Annotated in this window: 13 protein-coding genes and 1 pseudogene; 5 read left to right on the forward strand and 9 right to left on the reverse strand. The window is 70.2% G+C overall.

Going from position 1 to position 19,594, the window contains the following annotated elements; genetic code table 11:
- Positions 1-36 precede the first annotated feature (36 nt).
- Positions 37-768 (reverse strand): annotated as a pseudogene (locus SGA01_RS40855) (pPIWI_RE module domain-containing protein); the annotation flags it as partial.
- Positions 768-3,281, reverse strand: coding sequence for a hypothetical protein (locus SGA01_RS04230; RefSeq protein ID WP_141293380.1), 2,514 nt, complete (start codon positions 3,279-3,281; stop codon positions 768-770). The gene SGA01_RS04230 and the pseudogene SGA01_RS40855, both read right to left, overlap by 1 nt.
- On the opposite strand from SGA01_RS04230, the gene SGA01_RS04235 reads away from it, so the two are divergent.
- Positions 3,250-4,323 carry a PDDEXK family nuclease gene (locus SGA01_RS04235; RefSeq protein WP_141293382.1) on the forward strand — a complete coding sequence of 358 codons (1,074 nt, stop codon included), beginning with the start codon at positions 3,250-3,252 and terminating at the stop codon, positions 4,321-4,323. The two genes, SGA01_RS04230 and SGA01_RS04235, sit on opposite strands and share 32 nt — an antisense overlap.
- The gene (locus tag SGA01_RS04240; RefSeq protein WP_255325147.1) at positions 4,320-6,353 is read left to right on the forward strand and encodes a hypothetical protein; all 2,034 of its coding nucleotides are present in this window, start codon (positions 4,320-4,322) and stop codon (positions 6,351-6,353) included. The genes SGA01_RS04235 and SGA01_RS04240 overlap by 4 nt, the downstream gene beginning before the upstream one ends.
- Before the next feature lie 84 nt (positions 6,354-6,437).
- Here the strand turns inward: SGA01_RS04240 and SGA01_RS04245 are convergent, their stop codons facing one another.
- From SGA01_RS04245 to SGA01_RS04255, 3 genes are all read right to left on the reverse strand, one after another.
- On the reverse strand, positions 6,438-9,374 hold the full coding sequence (locus SGA01_RS04245; RefSeq protein ID WP_141293384.1) for an ABC transporter permease: 2,937 nt from the start codon (positions 9,372-9,374) through the stop codon (positions 6,438-6,440).
- Between the two features lie 2 nt (positions 9,375-9,376).
- Complete coding sequence (locus SGA01_RS04250; protein ID WP_141293386.1) at positions 9,377-10,114, reverse strand: ABC transporter ATP-binding protein; 738 nt, start codon at positions 10,112-10,114, stop codon at positions 9,377-9,379.
- Between the two features lie 120 nt (positions 10,115-10,234).
- The gene (locus SGA01_RS04255; protein WP_141293388.1) at positions 10,235-11,449 is read right to left on the reverse strand and encodes an MFS transporter; all 1,215 of its coding nucleotides are present in this window, start codon (positions 11,447-11,449) and stop codon (positions 10,235-10,237) included.
- Positions 11,450-11,690: 241 nt separating this feature from the next.
- Between SGA01_RS04255 and SGA01_RS04260 the strand changes: the two genes are divergently transcribed.
- From SGA01_RS04260 to fdhF, 3 genes are read left to right on the forward strand one after another with little or no spacing between them, the layout of a single operon-like run.
- Positions 11,691-11,948, forward strand: coding sequence for an SHOCT domain-containing protein (locus tag SGA01_RS04260; RefSeq protein WP_174867205.1), 258 nt, complete (start codon positions 11,691-11,693; stop codon positions 11,946-11,948).
- A 53-nt stretch (positions 11,949-12,001) separates the two neighbouring features.
- On the forward strand, positions 12,002-13,696 hold the full coding sequence (locus SGA01_RS04265) for an NADH-ubiquinone oxidoreductase-F iron-sulfur binding region domain-containing protein (RefSeq protein WP_229917911.1): 1,695 nt from the start codon (positions 12,002-12,004) through the stop codon (positions 13,694-13,696).
- On the forward strand, positions 13,693-16,386 hold the full coding sequence (fdhF, locus tag SGA01_RS04270; protein ID WP_141293390.1) for a formate dehydrogenase subunit alpha: 2,694 nt from the start codon (positions 13,693-13,695) through the stop codon (positions 16,384-16,386). Before SGA01_RS04265 ends, fdhF begins: the two co-directional genes overlap by 4 nt.
- 12 nt (positions 16,387-16,398) lie before the next feature.
- On the opposite strand, the gene SGA01_RS04275 is transcribed toward fdhF, so the two are convergent.
- Genes SGA01_RS04275 through SGA01_RS04290 form a run of 4 tightly spaced genes read right to left on the reverse strand, consistent with a single transcriptional unit; the run spans position 16,399 to position 19,593 of the window.
- The gene (locus SGA01_RS04275) at positions 16,399-17,256 is read right to left on the reverse strand and encodes a universal stress protein (protein WP_141293392.1); all 858 of its coding nucleotides are present in this window, start codon (positions 17,254-17,256) and stop codon (positions 16,399-16,401) included.
- Entirely contained in the window at positions 17,253-17,933 is a 681-nt protein-coding gene (locus SGA01_RS04280) for a CBS domain-containing protein (protein WP_141293393.1), read from the reverse strand. Before SGA01_RS04280 ends, SGA01_RS04275 begins: the two co-directional genes overlap by 4 nt.
- Positions 17,933-18,202: a phosphopantetheine-binding protein gene (locus SGA01_RS04285; protein WP_141293395.1), complete on the reverse strand. Its 270-nt coding sequence runs from the start codon at positions 18,200-18,202 to the stop codon at positions 17,933-17,935. The genes SGA01_RS04280 and SGA01_RS04285 overlap by 1 nt, the downstream gene beginning before the upstream one ends.
- Entirely contained in the window at positions 18,199-19,593 is a 1,395-nt protein-coding gene (locus SGA01_RS04290; protein ID WP_141293397.1) for a dihydrolipoamide acetyltransferase family protein, read from the reverse strand. The genes SGA01_RS04285 and SGA01_RS04290 overlap by 4 nt, the downstream gene beginning before the upstream one ends.
- Between the last annotated feature and the right edge of the window lies 1 nt (position 19,594).

Consider the following 19,594-nt stretch of genomic DNA (forward strand, 5'->3'; position numbering starts at 1 on the left):
GGCGGTCGGGTCACTGAATCCGCGGCGGGGGATGTACTCGACCGGGCGCGTCGCGAGGCGGGTCATGTTCAGGTCGACGTGGAGGTGGAGCGCGGGGACGCCGGGCACTGTCTCGAGGTGGAAGGTCAGGACGTCCATGCTGGCTCCGGCCGAGCCGTCTTCGTCGGTGAGGGTCTCGGGTGCGCCGAGGTGCAGAGTACGGCGGCCGTCTGCTCGGGTGGGGCCGAGCCGCAGGTCGCGGTGGTGTCCCAGGAGTTGGAGCCCGCTGCTGGTGAGGTGCTCGGCGACGAGGCTGGGCAGGAGATTGAAGACGTGGCTCGGGGGGTTGGCGGTGTCGTTGGCATGAAGGCCATGGCGGGTGAGGTCCAGGTCCTCGGAAACCCACTCCAGCTGGCCAGCGCCTTCGAGTTGGCTGTACCAGTCGGTGTCGGGCATGTGGGGTGCCACGCGGGCCGAGGCCCATGCCGACAGGGCGATCAGCAGGAGGTCCGGGGCGACCTCGGTGCGGGCCCGGAGCCATGCGGGATCGCGGGGGTTGGTTTGCACGGAGGTGATGTCGGGGTCGATGAGGGTGAGCAGGTCCCGTAGCGATTTGGTGGGCAGGTAGTCGGGTCCGCCGCGGGGACGACGGCCGGGCCGGGTATCCCACGCCTTCTCCAGGAGGGCGAGCATTCCCGGCGGGCAGGTCGTGCGGTAGCCGGTGACGGGCCAGGTGGCTTCCGGCGTGAAGGTGAGGACGGTGGCTTGGGTGCTGCGGTAGGCGGGCATCAGCGGTGACCCCAGTCGATGTTGTCGAGAAGATGGGAAGCCAGGCCCCAACAGGCCTTCGCGAGTTCGTGGTCGAGCCGCTCGGCGACCGTGGCCGCGGGGCCGGGGTCGGTGAGCCAGCCGTGTAGGAGCTGCTGTGCGGCGACGATCACGCTGGTACGGGGGGTGTCCGGGGCGGAGTCGTCGAGATTCGCGGTGCGGGGGGCGAAGGCTGCGTCGCAGAGGTAGACCAGCACGGGCTCGTTGCCGCGGATGCCACGGCCGAGGGTCTGGTGGAGAGGAACAAGAAAGTTGCCGACGAACGCGGCGTGCTCGATCGGGTCGGTGAGTCGGGTGAACAGGACGGGCTCGCCTACCCGCCGCTGCCAACGGCGACGCTCGCTGCCGCGGAGCTTGCGCGCGAGGTCGACCGGGTCGGCGTGGTCAAGGGTGACGTCGAGAGGATTTCGAAGGCGGCGCATCGCTTCGCGGCTGAGGAGCGAGAGTGGGAAGGTTGCGTCGTCGGCGGGTGGGTGGATCCGGGCCAGGTAGAACACGGCGCCGAGGGCCGCGACGCGGCGTGCGTTGAGGATGTTGTGGCCGCGTTGGACGGCGCCTTCGGCTGCCACGAGGATGTCGGCCCCGGAGGCGGCGAAGGTGGCAAGGCGTCGCCGGGGGATGCTGTGGCGGGTGGGCGGGTCGTCGTCTCGGATGACGTGGAGGGCCGTGTACGGGGTCTTCTGGTTGATGTAGTCGGCGACGGTTTGGGCGTCCCGGGTGCTCTGCACGGTGAACAGGACCTGCTGGCGGTCGTTGGCCAGGCGTTGGCGGGCCTGTTGGAGCAGCGATTCCCGCGCACCGGGGGCGGGGTTGCAGATCCAGTCGGCGGAGGTACACAGGGCGTGCGCGTGGAGGGTGGGGTCACCTCCGGTGCCTGAGGTGAAGACGGGGCGTCCGTCGCGGTAGCGGGGTGGGCGGAAGAACATCTTGCTTTCCAGCAGCGCCGCCCTGGCCTTCTCGGGTTCGCGTAGGACCAGGTTCGGGGTGACATCGAGGTGGAAGCGGGGGGAGGCGGGCATCCAGCTGGTTGCGGAGGCGAGGACGACGTTGGGCCCCTGGATTCCTTCGGCCTCCAGGAGGTCATGGAGGTGGTACAGCAGCCACCGGCCCACACCGCGCAGCCACAGGATGCTGAAGGACCCGCTGTCGCCGGCGGGGTTGGGCTGCCACTGGAGAGCCATCAGGTTTCCCGTGGCCTGTTCGGGTACGAAGGGCATCAGGTCGCGGGGCGGCTGGCGGCTCCAGAAGTCGTCGCCGTCTCCGATCTGTGCTGGGCTGATGGCCGGCAGACGCTGGGCGACCTCGAAGAACGATGTGGTGATGCGCGCGGCCCACAAGCCGCCCTGCAACAGTTGGGCGAGCTCCGCCGGCGTGCCCCGGGCCGTGATGCCGTCGAGTACCGGCTGGTGGGCCTCGATCCACGCCTCGGCGGCCTCCTGCGCGGACATGAGGGTGTCGTGGGTCGCTGTCATTGCCTCGATCAGCTCGGCCCAGTTCACTGCGGGCACCTGGAAGGGGGCGGTGACCAGCGGCTCGAAGTACTCTTCGAAGTACCGGTCGGAGGCTTCCTCCAGTTCCGCCTTGCGGGCGAAGTCGTTGCCCTCGCCGAGGCCGTGGAGGCTTCGGGCCAGGCGCCGCAGGAGGCTGTACCCGGTGAACGGTCCCTCGGCGATGAGGGCGCTCAGGTCGTCGGCAGCCGGGTCGATCATCAGCCGGTAGAGCTCCGTCAACGCCTGGTCGTGGCGGCGGAAGTGCTTGTCGCCTGCCGTCACCTCGGGGTCCCGGAGGTCGAGGAACCACGAGTGCTCCAAGCGCTGTCCGATCCGGTCCCCCACGCGGTGGCTCCAGCCCCTGCCGGGTTGGGAGAGAATCTCGTGCAGCAGGAACTGGTCGTCGAACTGCTGCTGCACGGTGTCGGCCTCGTCCAGCAGGAGAATGGCCAAGTGATGCTGGGCCGCTTCGGCTACGCGGACCTCGATCTGGGACTGCGGCATCTTCGTGGAAGCCAGGCCGGCCGCGGTGGTCACCCACACCTGGGCGTCGGCCACATGGCGAGCCGCTGCGTGGGCAGGGCATCGCGAAAGGATCGGGCAGTCCCGGCGACCGCGCTGGCCGTCCACGAAGAGCTTGCCCCTGCACGGCCGCTCCTCCCTGGGGAGCGGAGCCCGGTCGCTTCTGCTGGTCAGGCGCAGCTCCTCCACGTAGCACTGGTCGTCGGCGAACGCCGCCGCGGCGTCGGCACCGGTCGGGAAGGTGGTAGCGCCGTCGTGGAGGAGCGAGCGCCAATAGCGGTCCTTGTGGACTCCCTCCCGGGTCCGTCCGAAGATGGGGACAGTGTTGATGCCGAGCGCCTGCAGGAAGCTGACCTTGGCGTACATGTCGCTACCGGAGGCGAGCACGAAGCCCACCTTGCCGCCGCGCTGGGCAACGATGTAGGCGATCATGTCCAGCAGCTCGAGTCGCGTCCTCGCCATCCGCGGGATCAGGTTTCGCCGCTACGGGGTCCAGGGGCAGGCTCAGTACGGCATCGACCTTGCCGGCCGGGATGTGGACGGTCGGTTCGTCGTCGTCCAATGCAAGGACTACCAGGAGTTCACGGCGGGGGACCTGAGGAAGGCGGTGGAGACGTTCACCCATGGAAGGCGGCCGTTCGACGCCGGCCATTTGATCGTCGCCACCTCCGCCTCGACCGAGCGCACCCAGCTGGCCGACGAACTGGCGACTCTCCAGGGGGAGCACGAGGACCTCGAGCTGGACCTGTGGGGCGCCGAGCAGATCAACGACTTTCTCCGCTACCAGGCTGACGTCGTTGCCCGGTTCTGGACTCGCGAGACGGCGGAGGTGTTCTGTACCGGGGCACCCCTTCCGGGCGTACCTGCTCCTCCTCTTGACCGTCAGGAACAGGCGGACCGCATCCTCATCGGACCTCTCAAGACGAGTGACGTGAGGCCACTTCTGCGCGAAGCGGAAGCCGAGCGAGCGTCGGCGCCGGATCAGTCAGCCAGAAAGTACGGCGAACTCGCCCGGCGACTGGAGAACGCCGGCTTCCGAGGACATGCGAGCGTGCTGAGGAGTCGGCAGCTGGAGGCACTCAGGGAATCCGGCCTGCTCCACGAGGCTGCGGAACTCGCCGGCGGTCTCGCCGCCTCAGCGCTCCATAGTGGCGACCGGTTCGAGCCGAGGAGACTCTCACGACTTCTGGACGATCTGTCTCGCGGCGAGGAGTCGGCCGGGACGGATCATGCAGCGGCGATTGGACACCATGCACGGCTCGTTCGCGCGGCCGTCGATGCTGTCCTCCACCCCCTCGGTGGCGCGTCCGACAAGTTTGCCGAGGCCCTGAACGGAGCCAGTGGCGAGCCGGCGGCATACCAGCCGCTCTTGGTCCTCCACTTTGCCGAGCGTCAGTTCGCCATGGCCCCCGATCTCTGGGGGCGGAGACATCCCTTATTGATGGCGCCATTGCGCAGGCCGAGCACCAGGCCAAGGACGAATACAGCGATGACATCGTCATGAGGCTGCGTCTTGTACGCGCCGAGTACGACGGTGCCGAGCGCCGGGCACTCCTGAGCGCGGCCCGAACGGGTGCTGTCCCGGGGCGCCACGCGGCGCTCATCAAATCGCGAGAAGCGCGGAGGCGCTGCCTCGAAGGGCGAGCCGAAGAAGCTGCGGACGCCTGGAGGGAAGCCGTCCACGACGCCATCCACGCGGGATTGACCGAAGAGGCAGCCCACTGGCTCTACGCCCTTCGTGCCGTGAACGTTCAGTACGGTCCTTTGACTGCAGAGATCGACGACGAGCACCGTTTGGCCCAGGCGCTGCGTGCGACAGGGTCGGGCCGCGTACTGGACCGCGTACGGGACCCAAGAGAGCAGGCAATGTCCTCCTTGGTGCGCAAGAAGCCCATCGAGGCGGTTCTCTCCGCTCGGTGCTGGCTCACCGACAGCGCCGTAACCGGTAGCTGGGCCCACGAAACCGAGGCAGCCGACTTTCTGGGAGACCTGTATACCGACAGCAGCGAAGCCTCGTTGGCTGCCTCGTACTACCAGCAGGCGGGCAAGTCGAAGAAGCTTGTAAGCCTTGCCGAGACAGCAGGCGACAGTCTGTTGCCGATCGAATCCCTACATGAGGGACCATGGTGGGTGCGCCATGCTCGGGCGGCACTGGTGGCAGCGCAGGCCGACCTGATCCAGGACGATCGCGCAGCCCGACTGCTCGACGATTTGACCGACCTGGCAACAAGGGGCCTCGCCGGTGAGCTGGTCGAGTTGCCGACGCAGAGCCTCACCATTCAGGCAGTCAAGAGCGCTTGTGCGCTGGTCTCACGCGGCACTGAGGAACAGGCCGCACGCCTGCTCGATCTCTTGGCTTCGGAAGTACCCCGTGAGCCAGGCCATTACCGCTTCATCGACGACGAGCACGCGACCACCTGCGTCGATATCGCCTCCGCACACGACGATCTGGCCTACATCGCTCTCACCCGCTTGTTCGACCTTGCCGGCCACGGTGTTCAGAAGTCATCGATCCTCATCACGGAGGACACAGTCCTCCGGCTCATGGGAGCCGGTTCCTACCGGAAGGGCCTTGCCGACCAGGAGGTTTCACCGAGCCCCCTGACCGAAGAACAGCGCGGGGCACTGTGCGTCAAAGCAGCAGGTTTCGTGGCCGAGAAGCTCTTTCTCGCCGACGTCATCCTCGCCGAACTCGACCCCGGTCACCCAAGCGTCCGTGAACAAGCGGCTCAAGCGCGCGATCGCATCCTCGCGCGCCCGGAACCAGATCCGCGCCGCGTCGCGTTCGGCACGCGCATGGTCTCCGATTCCTTCCTGGTCGGGTTCCTGGGCGAGGAGGACCGGAAGAAGTGCCTCGCCAAGCTCTTGGAAGTCGCACGTGACCCGCGAGAAGCGGCGCTCAACCGACAGGACGCCCTCAGCGGGGCCCGGAATGTGGTGATCCAGCTGCCGACAGAGACCCAGCCCGCGACGTTCCAGTTCAGCAAGCCTTTTGTACTCGGCGAACGAGACGGGAGTCATCTCGACGAAAGGGTGACCGGCAGGCCCCATCCGCTGAGCTCTTTCAAGGTCGGCTCAGTATCGGCGTCGCTGCGCGGCCAAGGGCTGTACCTTGCCGCGGCTTCAGCTACCGCCCTGGAGGAGAAGCAGTGGGTCCGTGACCAGGCGCTGGTTCTCCTGCACAGTGATGACAACGCCCTCGTGCAAGCAGCCGCTGTCACGCTCAGCGCGATCGGAAGCGATGTCACAGGAGACATCGACGCCAACCTCCTCGCGACGCATCAGCACATCGGTGTTAGGCAAGCCAGCGCCGTCCTGTCTGTGCAGCACATGGAACGCCACCAGGATCTCGCTATGAGACTGACCAAGGACAGTGACGTACGAGTACGTCGGACCTTGGCAGTGGCCGCCACGCACGTGGCGTGGGAGCGCGCCGCGTCGGTGGCTGCGCTCCTGGACGTACTTCGTGGGGATGCGCGACACAGCGTCCGCGCGGCGGCTATTTCACGGAAGGTATCGAGCGGCGCCGTGTGAAGACGCTCTTTGCGAACCTTCGCCACCCACCCCGCCGGCTGCCGGTCATCAGCGCTCGCCGACCCGGTCCGCGAGGGGTGCCCTTCATTCGGTGACGCGGACCGCGAGCGCGGGGCGGATGGCGGCGGCGCGCCGCGCCGGCCCGATCGTGGCCAGGAGCGATGCGGCGAAGGTGGCTGCGGCCAGGCCGCAGATGCTGGTCCATTCGACCGGGAAACCTCCTTCGAGGCCCTCGAAGGCGGCGCTGTTGCTGTACATCAGCCAGGTGGTGAGGACGCCCAGCAGCGATCCGAGGACGATTCCCTCTACGGCGATGAAGGAGCTCTCCCACAGGAAGGACCGCTGGACGGTCCGTGCCCGGAAGCCGAGGGCCCGCAGGATGCCGATGGTGCGGCGGCGTTCGCGTACGGCCCGGACCATGACGACGCCGAGGCCGGTGATGCCCACGCCGAGGCCCAGGGCGAGGAAGCCCTGCATGAGTTGGAAGAAAGCGGTGCTGGAGTCGAACTGTTGGCGGATGTCCGACTCTATGGGTGTGGCGACCAGGCTGGACGAGAGCTGCTCGCCCTGCAGCTGGGTCGCCAGGGCGTCGGGGGAAGTTCCGGGGCTGGTGCGCACCAGTGCGGAGGCGTTCTGTGCCTGGGTGCCGAAGAGCTCGCGCGTCGCCTGCTCGCCCAGCACGACGGGGTACGTGGTCGAACTGGCGCCGGTGCCCGGGTAGAAGACCAACCCGTTGCTCAGCACGCCGGCGATGACTTTCTGCTCGCTGCGGCCCGTCCGCGTATCCGTCAGGGTGAGGGTGTCCCCGGGATCGTAGTAGTCGCCGGCCGGGCCGCCCGTGCTGCCGAAGAAGCCGTCGAGCACGACGTAACGGGGGTCGGAGGCGAGGGCCTGCCATACGGCGGCGTCGTTGTTCAGGCCGGGCAGCCGCTCCCGGAACGTGATGCCGGTGATCGCTCCGTCGGGTACGCCGACGACGGCGGTGTCCAGCGGTTGAGGGCTTCGGTGTCCCGGATCGGTGGCCCGCCCTGTGGCATTGAGCAGTGGTGTGACGGCGGCGATCCCGGGGGCGGACGGGCCGCTGCGGAGATCGGAGAGGAGTCGGTCGCCGGCGACCTGGGGGTTGTAGTCCAGACGCAGGGAGTATCCGGCGGTGGCATCGGTGACGACCCCGTCGACTCCGGCGCGGATGATGCCCGAGATCTCCGTCAGGAGGACGAGGACGAACACGATCAAGGTGTACATCACCAGCGTCGCCCCGGTCCTGAATCGCTTGGCCAGCGGGTACGCGACGGCGAGTCGCGCCGCCAGGCCGCCCTCCGTCGGGCGCTGGAGGAGTCGCCTTACGGGGCGTAGCAAGGTCTTCTGGTTGTCGCTGACGAGCACCACGGCGGAGAACGCGGCCAGGGCACCTTGGATGACGTACACGGACATCGAAGGCGTGTCGAAGATCCGGGGGCGTATGACGGGTGCGAGGAGTGTCCAGGCGAGCACGGCTCCGGCAACCAGGGTGGTGACCGTGTGACGGGGGAGGACTCGCAGCAGTGCCGGAGTGGCGAAGGCGAGGGCGAGCGCCGGCATGAGGTACGTCGCGTCGGGCTGGCTGCGTGCCACGGCCGGGATTGCCACGAGTGCGCACAGGACCGCCAGTGTGGTGGAGACCGCGAGCAGTCGGCGGCGTGGTCGCTGTCCGGGCGTGGCGGGGAGGTCGCGGATGGCGGCGATGATGTTGAACCTGCTGATGCGCACGCTGGTCGCGAGGATGGCGGCGAAGGCGATGAGCAGGCCCATGGCCAGTCCGTTGAGGACGCTGGTGGGGGTGATGGCGAAAGCGATGCGGAGGCTGCTTCCGCCTACCGACCAGCCCTGGAAGATCTGTGCCGCCACCACGGCGACGCCCCAGCCGACGGCGACGCCAAGGGCCACGCCTGGCAGGGCGGACAGCAACGCGTAGGTGGCGCCTTCGAGGGTGAAGGACCCGACAAGACGCGAGCGCTTCATCCCCACCGCCCGCACCATGCCCATCTGGGACTTCCGCTCCTCGCCGAGCATCACGAAGATGTTCACCAGAAGCAGCGCGCCCGCGATGATGCTGAAACTGCCGATCATCAGGAAGAGGGCTCCGAGGGAGTCCCCGGCCTGTTTGGCGTCCCGCAGGACCGTGTGCTTCGGCGTGTCGATCGCTGTCTGACCGGCGAGCGGGCCCAGTGCCTGCCGGATGTCGGTGGTCACGCGGTCGGTCAGGGCTTCGCCGCTTTCGACGCCGCCTCGATTGGACACGAAGGTGACCGAGCGCGGCTCCGCGCCGGCGGCCCGGGCGGCGGAGTCCAGGGCCTCCGGTGGCAGGAACACATCACGGTTCAGCCTGCCGCCCAGCCCCACACCGGCAAGGCCCTGCTCCGGGACCACGCGCTCGACCCGGTATGTCTGCGGTGTCCCGAACAGGTACACCGTGATCGGATCCCCGGCTCCCACGCTGAGGGACTGGGCCAGCGGCTCGTTGACCACGACCTGGCCGGGCTTCGGGTTCGGTCCGCCGAGACCGGAGTCTCCACCCGGTCCGCCGAAGCGTGCGGCCTTGTCGAAGTCCATCTGCCAGGCCAGGACGCGCGGTTCCGCGGCCGTACGGTCGTCGGCGGTGCTGACGGCCGATGCCTGGGTGGCCTGGGCGTTCAGGACGCCGTCGACGTCGGGGTCGCCCGCCAGGGCGGCCAGCCGCTCGGTCACGGCGCGCCCGGTCGGTCCGGGGGGTGCGACGACGCGCTCGTCCACCGGTCCCAGGGTGCCGTACGCCTCCTGGCGTACGGAGAAGTTCAGGGTGTCGCCGACGACCAGGGCTCCGATGACGATGGCCGTTCCGAGCATCGATCCGCCGATCACCAGCGCTGCCTCGGTGCGCCGGCGGGCGACCTGCCGGAAGGCCAGCCGCCGTGACACCGGCTGCCGGACGGCGACCACCACGAGGGCCGCCAGAGCGAGCGCGAGGGCGATGAGCAGCGGAACGAGGAGGTTCGGGTACATGGTCAGCCCCGTGGGATGTCGCGGGTCATGGCCGGGGCGGTGACGGTCTGGCGGACATCGTCGACCAGTTGCCCGTCGCGCATCCGGATCAGTCGGGGGACACGGGCGCCGATGGCGCTGTCATGGGTGACCAGGACGATCGTCTGGCTCTCGTCCCGGTTGAGCTCGCACAGCAGGTCCATGACCTGGTCGGCCATCGCGCTGTCGAGGTTCCCGGTGGGCTCGTCCGCCCACACGATGGCGGGCCGCCCGGCCAGGGCGCGGGCGATCGTCACCCGCTGCTGTTCACCGCCGGACATCTCGCTCGGCCGGTGCTCGACCCGGTGACCGAGGCCCACCCGGTCGAGCATCTCCAGAGCCCTGCGACGCGCTTCACGCGGCCGCGTGCCCACGAGCAACAGGGGCAGTTCGACGTTCTCCACCGCGGAGAAGACCGGTATGAGGTTGAACGCCTGGAAGACGAACCCCATGGTGTGGGCCCGGTGCTCCGTGCGTGCCGCGTCCGACATGGCGAACAGATCGTGGCCGTCGACCTCCACCCGGCCGCCGTCGATGTCGTCGAGCCCCGACAGACAATTCAGCAGGGTGGTCTTTCCGGAACCGGACGGTCCCATGACTCCCACCATCTCTCCGTGGTGCACGAGGAGATCCAGGTCGAGCAGGGCGGTGACCTCGACGGAGCCCGTCCGGTAGATCTTGCTTACCCCGGTGGCGACGAGGAGTGCCCGGTCGGTGTTCATGCCTTCCATACCATCCTCCGGAGGGAACAGGAAGCTACGGCCACCCAGGCCCTGGGGAGGGGCCGAAGGGCCCAATCGTCGGGTCCGCGAGCCCCCGCTTGAACGGCTTCGCCGCCGCAGTCAGGTGCCCGCGGTCGCCCGGGCGCGTCGCCGGACGGCAGTGGCGGCCAAAGCTCCCGCGCCCGTCGCGGTGACGGCGAGGAGGATGAACCCCCACGTGTAATCGTGCGCCACACTGTCGACCGTTCCCATCACGAGGGGTGGGAAGAAGCCTCCGAGACCGCCCGCCGCCCCGACCACTCCCGTCACCGAGCCGACCCGCTCGGCCGGAACCAGACGAGCGACGAGCGCGAAGACGGCCCCGGATCCGGCTCCCAGGCCGGCGGCCATGCCGAAGAAGGCCGCCGTTCCCACGGGGACCAGGTCCGCCTCGAACGCCGCGAGCAGTGCGCACACGGAGACGAGCCCGTACGAGGCTGTCAGTACGGGTATGGGCTGGGTACGGTCCGACAGCCAGCCGCCCACGGGCCGCATCGCCACGGCGAGGACGACGAATCCTGCGGTGCGCAGTGCCGCGTCGGAGCGGCCGAGCTCGTAGGCCCTGGTGAGGTAGGTCGGCAGGTAGACGCTGAACGCGACGAATCCGCCGAAGGAGACGGCGTACAGGAACGCCAGCTGCCAGGTGGCCGCTGTACGCATGGCCAGTGCCGTGCGCGAGAACAGCGACCCCGCCGCCGTTGCGCGCCCCGGCCTGTCGCGGAGCAGGAACCAGGCCACCCCGGCGTACACGGCGAGGCAGCCGGCCACGAGATCGAACGGGAAGGCACGTCCGACGGCGTCGGCGAGCTGGACGGTGGTGAACGCCGACAGGGCCGTTCCACCGGTGCCGATGCCGAAGATTCCGAGGGCGACGCCCCGCCGTGCGGGTGGATACCAGGCGTTGACGAACGGCACGCCGACAGCGAAGGCCGTTCCCCCGAGCCCTAGGAGGAAGCCACCGGCGAGCACCTCGGCAAGCGAGTCGGCCAGGTGACCCAGGTACAGCACGGGGAGGATCGTCAGGGCCGCGACGAGGGGGAAGACCCTGCGTGCACCCCAGCGGTCCGTCAGCGCCCCCGCAGGGATCCGGCCGAGCGCGCCGACCACCACGGGCACGGCGACCACCAGCGACTGCTCGAAGGAGCTGAGGTCGAGGTCGTCCCGCAGCCGTGGGCCGAGCGGGGCCAGCAGTGCCCATGCCCAGAAGCAGAGGGTGAACCCGGTGGTGGCGAGGAGCAGCATCTGCCACGGTTGCGGCGTATCCGCGACCGGCCGGCTCCCCGTGTTCCGGACCATGGTGGCCTCCCGGCAGTGATCCGCATGGGCGTCGTGAGCACTGCTGTTCCCCACCCTCCGGCCGCCGGGGCCCCGGCTCCAGGGGCCACTCGTTCCCTTCCGCGACCGTCCGGCCCCCTGCCAGGGGCCGGTCGGCCCCTGTGCGAAGCGTCGTGGGGCTGGGCACGGTGGTAGCGGCGGACACGCCGGTGGTGGGAGCGTCCGGCTCCTGCCGGTCAGGCCGTCGGGAGTGTGAGTGGCGATGATGTTCTGGTACGGCGACGGCATGAACGGATGGGGTTGGTTCGCCATGTCAGCCGGGATGGTGCTGTTCTGGGGCCTTCTCATCACCGTTGCGGTGATGCTCTTCCGCACACTGGACCGTGCCGGCGAACGGCCGTCGGGGTCTCGGCCCTCCATGTCGGCAGAGCAGATCCTGGGCGAGCGACTGGCGCGCGGTGAGATCGACGAGGAGGAGTACCGTCGGCGCCTGACCGCCCTGCGCAGCTCGGAACCGTGACCCCCGTGACCGACCGGGATGCGAGCGGGAGCGCCGCCGGTCACCCTGGGAGCATGACCGGTCGGATGCCCGGGGACCCGGGTGGACGCCCAGACACGCTCCGTGAGCTGACCGCACGGCACGGAGGGCGCGGGGGACTGCTGCCGGGCGCACTGGAGCGCGCCAGGTCGGGCACCGCCGAAAGGCCCGAGGCGTGGGCGCCCCAGGTCGCGGCGGCAGCCGGACTGCCGGCCGCCGCGGGGCTCGGCCCCGCCACCTTCTTCGCCGATCTCGCCGCCCCGCGCGGCGAGCGGCACGTGCGCGTGTGCACCGCGACGGCGTGCTTCGCCGCACGGGGCGGGGAGCATCTGGCTGAAGTCGAACAGGCCCTCGGAGTGGTGGCGGGCACGGTCGACGAGACGGGTGCGACCTCGCTGCAGGCGGTGCACTGCCTCGGCTACTGCTACGCGGGCCCCGCCGCCCTCGACGGCACCCTGCCTTGCACGGGCCCGGACCTGGCCCACCAACTCGCCGGGCGGACGGATCCGCGCGCGCCGGGCATCCCCGCAGCCGACACCACCGGTTCGCCGGTTCTACTTGCCGGCATCGTAGGAGGGCAGCACGCCTGGGACGTCTGGCGCGGGGCGGTGGCCGGGCTGCGGCCCGAGGACGTACGGGAGGAGACCGCCGTCTCGGGACTGCGCGGGCGAGGCGGCGCTGGATTTCCGGTGGCCGACAAGTGGGCAGCAGCGGCGGGAAAGCCGGACACGGTCGTCGTCGCCAACGGGGACGAGGGCGACCCGGGCTCGTACGCCGACCGGCTGCTCATGGAGGAGGACCCCGAGCGCGTCCTCGCGGGACTCGCCCTGGCCTGCTTCGCATGCGGCGCCCGGCGCGGGACCGTTCTGGTGCGCTCCGAGTATCCGAAGGCCATGGCCCGGCTCCGGCGGGCGGTCAAACGCGCGACGGAGGCGGGGGACCTGGCTGCCTCGGTCGAGACAGCCGGTCCCTCGCCGTTCGTGGAGATCGTCGAAGGAGCCGGGTCCTATGTCGCCGGCGAGGAGACCGCCCTCATCGCCCGCCTCGAAGGCGCTCGCGGCTGTGCGCGCCCGCGGCCCCCCTACCCCACGGACCATGGCTTGTGGGACGCGCCGACGGTGGTCAACAACGTGGAGACCCTGGCGGCCGTGCCCTGGATCGTCGCCCACGGCGGAGCGTCCTATGCTCGACGCGGTGTACCGGACGAGACCGGCACCAAACTGGTGTGCCTGTCCGAGCGGTTCGCCCGACCCGGGGCCTACGAGGTCGAACTCGGCACACCCGTGGACGAGATCGTCACCGGGTTGGGCGGTGGCCTCAAGGACGGCCGCGAGCTCGTCGCCCTTCAGATCGGCGGCCCCCTCGGCGGCTTCCTCGCCGGGCGTGCGCTCGACGTCCCGCTCACCACGGCATCACTCGCCGAGCACGGCGCCGCCCTCGGGCACGCCGGGATGGTCGCCTTCGATGCCTCCGTCGACCCGTACGAACTCTTCCGACACATATGGGAGTTCGCCGCAGACGAGAGCTGCGGGGCCTGCTCGCCCTGCCGAATCGGCACCAGGCGAGGACTCGAACTCGCGCAGGGGCAGGGTGGGCCGGGGGAGTCCTACGAACGACTGGCACGGCTGATGGGCGAGGCGAGCCTCTGCGCCTTCGGCCGCCGTGTCCCCGCCGCCGTCCGAAGCCTCGCCCGTGCATTCGGGCCGGCCCTGGAAGGATGGAACCGATGACACGGCTCCAGGTCGACGGCGTTTCGGTCGAACTGCCCCCCGGGGCCTCACTGCTCGACGCGGTACGTGCCGCCGGAGCCGAACTGCCCACCCTCTGCCACGACGACCGTCTCCGGCCGGCCGGCTCCTGCCGGACCTGCCTGGTCCGCGCCGACGGGCGAACCGTCGCCGCCTGCGTCACGCCCGCGACGTCGGGCCTCACCGTCGACACCGCCGATGAGGACGTGCGGAACCTGCGCCGGGACGCGGTCGCCCTGATCGCCTCTGCGCTCCCACCGCACGCACTCGCCGCCAGCACACACAGTGAACTGGCAGAGTCCTGCCGGGACTTGGGGATCCCGGTGGACACGGCCGCCGGTGAGCCCACGCGCGGACGGGACGAAAGTCACCCGTACGTCCAACTCGACCGGGACCTGTGCATCGCGTGTGGGCGCTGTGTCCGCATGTGCTCGGACGTCCAGGGCACCTTCGCCCTCACCCTCACCGGACGTGGTGCCGACACGGTCGTCGCCCCGGGGACCGGCGGCCCCTGGGCCGACTCCGACTGCGTGTCCTGCGGCGGCTGCGTCGACACCTGCCCCACGGGAGCGATCACCCAGCCCGGAACCGGTCAGGGCCTCACCTCACGTCAAGCCCCCGCCGACCGCGTACGCACCACCTGTGGCTACTGCGGGGTCGGCTGCACCCTCGACGTCGTCGTCCGCGAGGACCGTGTCGCTGCCGTGCTCCCTGCTCGGGACGGGCCGGTCAACCGGGGCCACGCCTGCGTCAAGGGCCGCTTCGCGCACGGATACCTCGGCTCAGCCGAACGTCTCACCGAGCCCCTGATCCGGGAGAACGGCGAACTACGACCGGCGACCTGGGACGAGGCGGTGACCCGGATCGCCGACGGCCTGCGCGCGGCCGTCCTCGACGGCGGACCCGACTCGGTCGCCGCGATCTCCTCCGCCCGTGCCACCAACGAGGAGAACTACCTCGTCCAGAAGCTCCTGCGGACCGTCATCGGCACCAACAACGTCGACAACTGCTCCCGCCTGTGCCATGCCCCTTCCGCTGCCGGCCTTACCGCTTCCTTCGGACGCGCCGGCGGCACCGACCCCTTCGACGACGTCGAGACCGCCGACTGTCTCCTGGTCGTCGGCGCCAATCCCGTCGAGGCCCACCCCGTCGTCGGTGCCCGCCTCCTCCAGCGGGCGCTCGCGGGCGCCTCCCTGATCGTGGCCGACCCCCGTGCCGTGGGTCTTGCCCGCCATGCCGACGTGCACCTGCGTCCGCGCCCTGGTACGAACGTCGCCCTCTTCCACGGCCTCGCCCACGTCCTCGTCGACGAAGGCATGACCGACCCGAGCTTCCTCCGCGACCGGGCCACCGGACTGGACGAACTCGCCGACCTGCTGGCCGACTACCCGCCCGCGCGGGTCGCCAGGATCACCGGAGTCCCCGCTGCCGACATCAGGACAGCCGCCCGGCTTTACGGCCTCGCCGAGCGTCCGGCTGTTCTGTACGGGCTCGGTGTCACCGAGCACCTGCACGGCACCGACGGCGTCCGCACCCTGGCGAACCTCCCCATCCTCCGTGGTGCTGTCGGAGGCACCGGCCGGGGGTTCGGCATCAGCCCCCTGCGCGGCCAGAACAACGTGCAAGGCGCCTCCGACATGGGTGCCCTGCCCGACCTGCTCCCGGGCTACGGCCGGGTCACCGACCTGGAGGCCCGCGCCCGCGCCGAGGCGGTGTGGGGCCGGCCGGTCTCACCGACGCCGGGGCTGCGCATACCCGAGATGTTCGTAGCAGCCCGGGAAGGCCGCCTGCGGGCGCTGTGGATCATCGGTGAGGACGTGTGCGCCACCGATCCGGACAGCCGGCGCGTGGCCGAGGCCCTCGACGCCTGCCCCCTGGTCGTGGTCAACGAGCTCTTTCTCGGTGAGACCGCCCGGCATGCCGATGTCGTCCTGCCCGTGGCCTCCTGGCTGGAGAAGAACGGGACCTTCGTCAACTTCGACCGCCGCTTCCAGCGCGTACGACCCGCGGTGAAACCTCCGGGCACGGCACGCTCCGACTTCCAGGTCGTGCACGCCGTCGCCGATGCCCTCGGTGCCGACCTGGGCTGCCCCACCCCAGCGGCAGCCCTCGCGGAGTGCGGACGTGTGACACCTCTCTTCGCGGGTTTGTCGCACGAGCGGCTCGACCGGGAGGGGGCGGTGCCCTGGCCCTGCCCCGCACCGGACCGGCCGGGCGAAGCCACCCTGTACGTGGAGGGGTTCGCCACCCCCGACGGACGCGCCCATCTGTCGGCGGCCCCCTATCTACCGCCGGGCGAAGAACCGGATCACGACTATCCTCTGGTGCTCGTCACCGGGCGCCGATGGGCCCACTACAACTCCGGGAGCATGACCCGGCGAGGCGGCAACCTTCTTCTCGACGCGTCCGACCGTCTGGACCTGCACCCGGAGGACGCCGCCCGCTTCGGTGTCCGGGACGGCACCCAAGTCACCGTCGAGAGCCGTCACGGAAAGGCGCGACTGGTCGCCCGCGTCGGGACGGAAATCGTCCCCGGGCAGGTCTTCTGCGCGTTCCACTTCCCGGCCAGCGGCGTCAACTCCCTCACCTCGGAGCACGCCGACACCGTGACCTCGTGTCCGGAGTACAAGGTCACGGCGGTTCGGCTGCGTCCGACGGTGTCCGACGACTGATCGGTACTGGGCTCAGGCGTGGGGCACGAGGGCCACGGGAACCGGGCTGTGGTGCAGGACTGCATGGGCCACGCTGCCGATGTGCGCGCCCAGCTTCGAGTGGCGGGTACGCCGGCCCACCACCACGAGGGAGGCCTCCCGGGCGACCGCCACCAGTTCTAGTCCGGCCGACCCGACCGCCACGCGGGCGACCGCCTCGACGTCGGGATACTTCGCCCGCCAGGGGTCCAGCATGACCTCCACCGAACGCTTGATCTCCGGAACCATGGAAATCCGGAAGTCCGGGACCATCGCGGGCCCCATTCCCGCGTGCAGCGGGAGCTGCTGTACGTACACGACGAGGACCTGGGTGTGCCGCCGGGCGGCTTCCTCGAAGGCGAAGCCCAGAACGGAGTCCACGGGCTGCCGCACGTCGGCCCCGACCACGACGGGGCCCCGTGGAGTGCTCGCCGCGCTGACGGCCCGCACGAGCACGACGGGACGCTCGACGACACCGGCGACCGTCAGGCCGACCGAGCCGAGCAGGTATCCGGCCACGGTGCCCAGCGCCCGCGAGCCGAGGACCAGCAGCTCGCTCTCCTCGGCCGCGGCGACGAGACCCGGCACGGGCCCCGAGGGCAGCAGCCGTGAGGTCACCGAGAGGCCGGGGTGACGCTCACGCAGCTCACCGGCGATGCGCGCCATCATCTCTCGGGCCCACGGCTCCTCGGACTCCCACTCCACGAGCGACAGAGCGGCCTCTGGTCCTGGTTCCCTCGCGTGCACCAGATGCACGTCCGTGCCGCGCAGCAGCGCCTCCACGGCGGCCCACTCCGCGGCTGCCTTCGCTTGTTCCGTACCGTCCAGGCCGACCACGATGCTCCGCGTCATGATCGTCCACCTCCTCGTTCGGTGTCGTCGACGTCGTACGCGAGACGGGTGCCGGAGACGGTGACCACGCCGTCCACTGTGGCGCACATCCGCTCGATCGCCGGCAGCATGCCACGGAACGGCAGCCTCCCGCGGAGCTCCACCCGCCCGTCGTGCACGTCGACGGCAAGGGCGGCCGGTTCGAGACGCAGGGTGTCGCCGAGCACGTCCTCGACGATCTCCCGGCGGATGTCATCGTCCTCGCGGAGGTAGATGCCCAAGAGGTCGCGGCGGCTCACGATGCCCAGCAGGTGGTCGTCACCGTCGACGACGACGAGCCGCTTGACCTTCTGGACCTCCATGAGTCGTGCCGCCTCGGCCACGGTCCAGTCCGGACGGGCGCACACCGCGGGGGCGGACATCAGCTCCTCGGCCCGTGTTCCCTCCGCCTTCGCCCGCTCCCATGTCTCCAGGTCCGGAACGGCCGGCATGCCACTCGGCGCGGCGGCCTGGTCGGCGGTCTTGCGCAGCAGATCGCCCTCCGACACCACCCCCAGGACCCGGCCGTTGCCGTCCACCACGGGCACAGCGGTCACCCGGTGCTGCGAGAGCGTGCGGGCGATCTCCTTGAACGGGGTGTCGCCGCGGACACTCACCACCTCACGGGTCATCAGCTGGTCGATCCTGCGGTGGCGCATCATCCGCTCCTTCCCTGTGTGGACGTACTGGCCTCGGCCACCAGGCGAGCGGCACAGCCGTCCCAGGTGTCGAGGACCGGATAGTCGTCCTCGGTGAGTTCCGTGCCGCTGAGTTCGGCGAGGGCTTCGACGAACTCGAGGAAGTCCAGCGAATCCAGCTCGAACGTGTCCCGCAGGGACACGCCGGGATCGAGCCCGGTGAAGTCGGCGTCGGGGACGACACGCTGCACGGCTTGCCGGACGAACGCCTTCGCCTGGTCGTGGTTCACAGTTCCTCCGGTTGTTGCAGGAGCTTGTCCATGGTGGTGAGGAGGCGCGCGCCGGTGGCGCCGTCGGCGGCTCGGTGGTCGGCGGACAGCGTTGCCGTCACCACGGGACGTACTCCGAGCAGGCCGTTCACGGCCACCGGTCGCTCGACGATCCGGCCGAGGCCGACGAGCGCGACCTGCGGCGGGTAGATGACCCCGAACACGGCCTCGACGCCCTGGTCGCCGAGGTTCGTGACGGTGAGACTGGGGTCGGCGGTCTCGGACGCCCGGAGCCGTCCGCCCCGCGTCCGCGCCACCAGGTCCTTGAGCGCGGCCATCATCTCGGCCACGGAGAGCGCGTCGGCGTGGGCGAGGGCCGGGGCTGCAAGGCCACCGCCCCGCAGGGAGACGGCGACGCCCAGGCGTACGTCCTCCGCCGGGACGAAGCCGTCGTCGACCCAGTGCCCGTTGAGCTCGGGCACCTTCCGCGCTGCCAGCGCGACGGCCTTGAACAGGAGTGCGGCGGGCACCAGACGGGCGGACAAGGGCAGTTCGCGGTTCCGGGCGTGCATCCACTTGAGGGCCGCTGCCATGTCCACGGTCGTGGAGAGGTAGAAGTGCGGGATCTCTCGCTTGGATCGGCTCATGAGCCGGGCGGTTGCCGCCTGTGCCACATTCGGGACGGCCGTCTGCGCTGCACCCTCGGCGGCTGCGGCGGAACGGACGTCCTTCGCGCGGACGGTGCCGCCCTGGCCCGTGCCGGTCACCTCGGCGATGTCGACGCCGAGCTCCGTGGCCAACCGCCGCGCGAGCGGTGAGGACCTCACGCGCTGCGGAGCCTGACGCTCCCCGGTCGAGTCGTCGCTGCGCACCGGCCTCGGCGGCCGTGCCGTCGGCGCGGACTGCGCCTCGGCCCCGCTTCGGCTCCGCTTCCGTCGCGCCGGCTTCGTGGCCGGCTGCCGCCTGATCCCGGTGTGAGTGGGCTCTGAGGGGCCGACGGTCGTGTCGTGCTCCGGTGCTCGCGCAGATTCCGGTTCCGCATGCTCCACGTCCGCGCGTGTGATCCTGCCTCCCGGGCCCGAACCATGGACGGCGGCGAGGTCGACGTGCCGGTCCTGGGCGAGTCGGCGGACCAGGGGCGTCGACGGGGGCCGGTCTGCGGTGGGTTCGCTTTCGGCGGTCGTGCCGATACGGGCCAGCGGGGTGCCCACTGGCACGGTGGTGCCCTCGTCGACGAGGAGGGTGTCGACCGTACCGTTCTCGAAGCACTCCACCTCGATCGCGGACTTGGCGGTCTCGACGACCGCGATGACGTCGCCACGCGCCACCCGGTCGCCGGGGTGCACCAGCCACTGGGAGAGCGTGCCTTCGTCCATGTCGGCGCCGAGGGAGGGCATCGTGAACTCGGCCATG

Origin of the sequence: Streptomyces gardneri (assembly GCF_006539185.1) — a bacterium.
Lineage (GTDB): Bacteria > Actinomycetota > Actinomycetes > Streptomycetales > Streptomycetaceae > Streptomyces > Streptomyces gardneri.

Excerpts from the sequence above, each read along its gene's own strand:
- SGA01_RS04230 (WP_141293380.1), bottom strand. The coding sequence starts at position 3,281 with ATGGCGAGGACGCGACTCGAGCTGCTGGACATGATCGCCTACATCGTT.
- SGA01_RS04235 (WP_141293382.1), top strand. The coding sequence starts at position 3,250 with ATGTCCAGCAGCTCGAGTCGCGTCCTCGCCATCCGCGGGATCAGGTTT.
- SGA01_RS04255 (WP_141293388.1), bottom strand. The coding sequence starts at position 11,449 with ATGGTCCGGAACACGGGGAGCCGGCCGGTCGCGGATACGCCGCAACCG.
- SGA01_RS04245 (WP_141293384.1), bottom strand. The coding sequence starts at position 9,374 with ATGTACCCGAACCTCCTCGTTCCGCTGCTCATCGCCCTCGCGCTCGCT.
- SGA01_RS04240 (WP_255325147.1), top strand. The coding sequence starts at position 4,320 with ATGAGGCTGCGTCTTGTACGCGCCGAGTACGACGGTGCCGAGCGCCGG.
- SGA01_RS04265 (WP_229917911.1), top strand. The coding sequence starts at position 12,002 with ATGACCGGTCGGATGCCCGGGGACCCGGGTGGACGCCCAGACACGCTC.
- SGA01_RS04250 (WP_141293386.1), bottom strand. The coding sequence starts at position 10,114 with ATGAACACCGACCGGGCACTCCTCGTCGCCACCGGGGTAAGCAAGATC.
- SGA01_RS04290 (WP_141293397.1), bottom strand. The coding sequence starts at position 19,593 with ATGGCCGAGTTCACGATGCCCTCCCTCGGCGCCGACATGGACGAAGGC.
- SGA01_RS04275 (WP_141293392.1), bottom strand. The coding sequence starts at position 17,256 with ATGACGCGGAGCATCGTGGTCGGCCTGGACGGTACGGAACAAGCGAAG.
- fdhF (WP_141293390.1), top strand. The coding sequence starts at position 13,693 with ATGACACGGCTCCAGGTCGACGGCGTTTCGGTCGAACTGCCCCCCGGG.
- SGA01_RS04280 (WP_141293393.1), bottom strand. The coding sequence starts at position 17,933 with ATGCGCCACCGCAGGATCGACCAGCTGATGACCCGTGAGGTGGTGAGT.
- SGA01_RS04260 (WP_174867205.1), top strand. The coding sequence starts at position 11,691 with ATGATGTTCTGGTACGGCGACGGCATGAACGGATGGGGTTGGTTCGCC.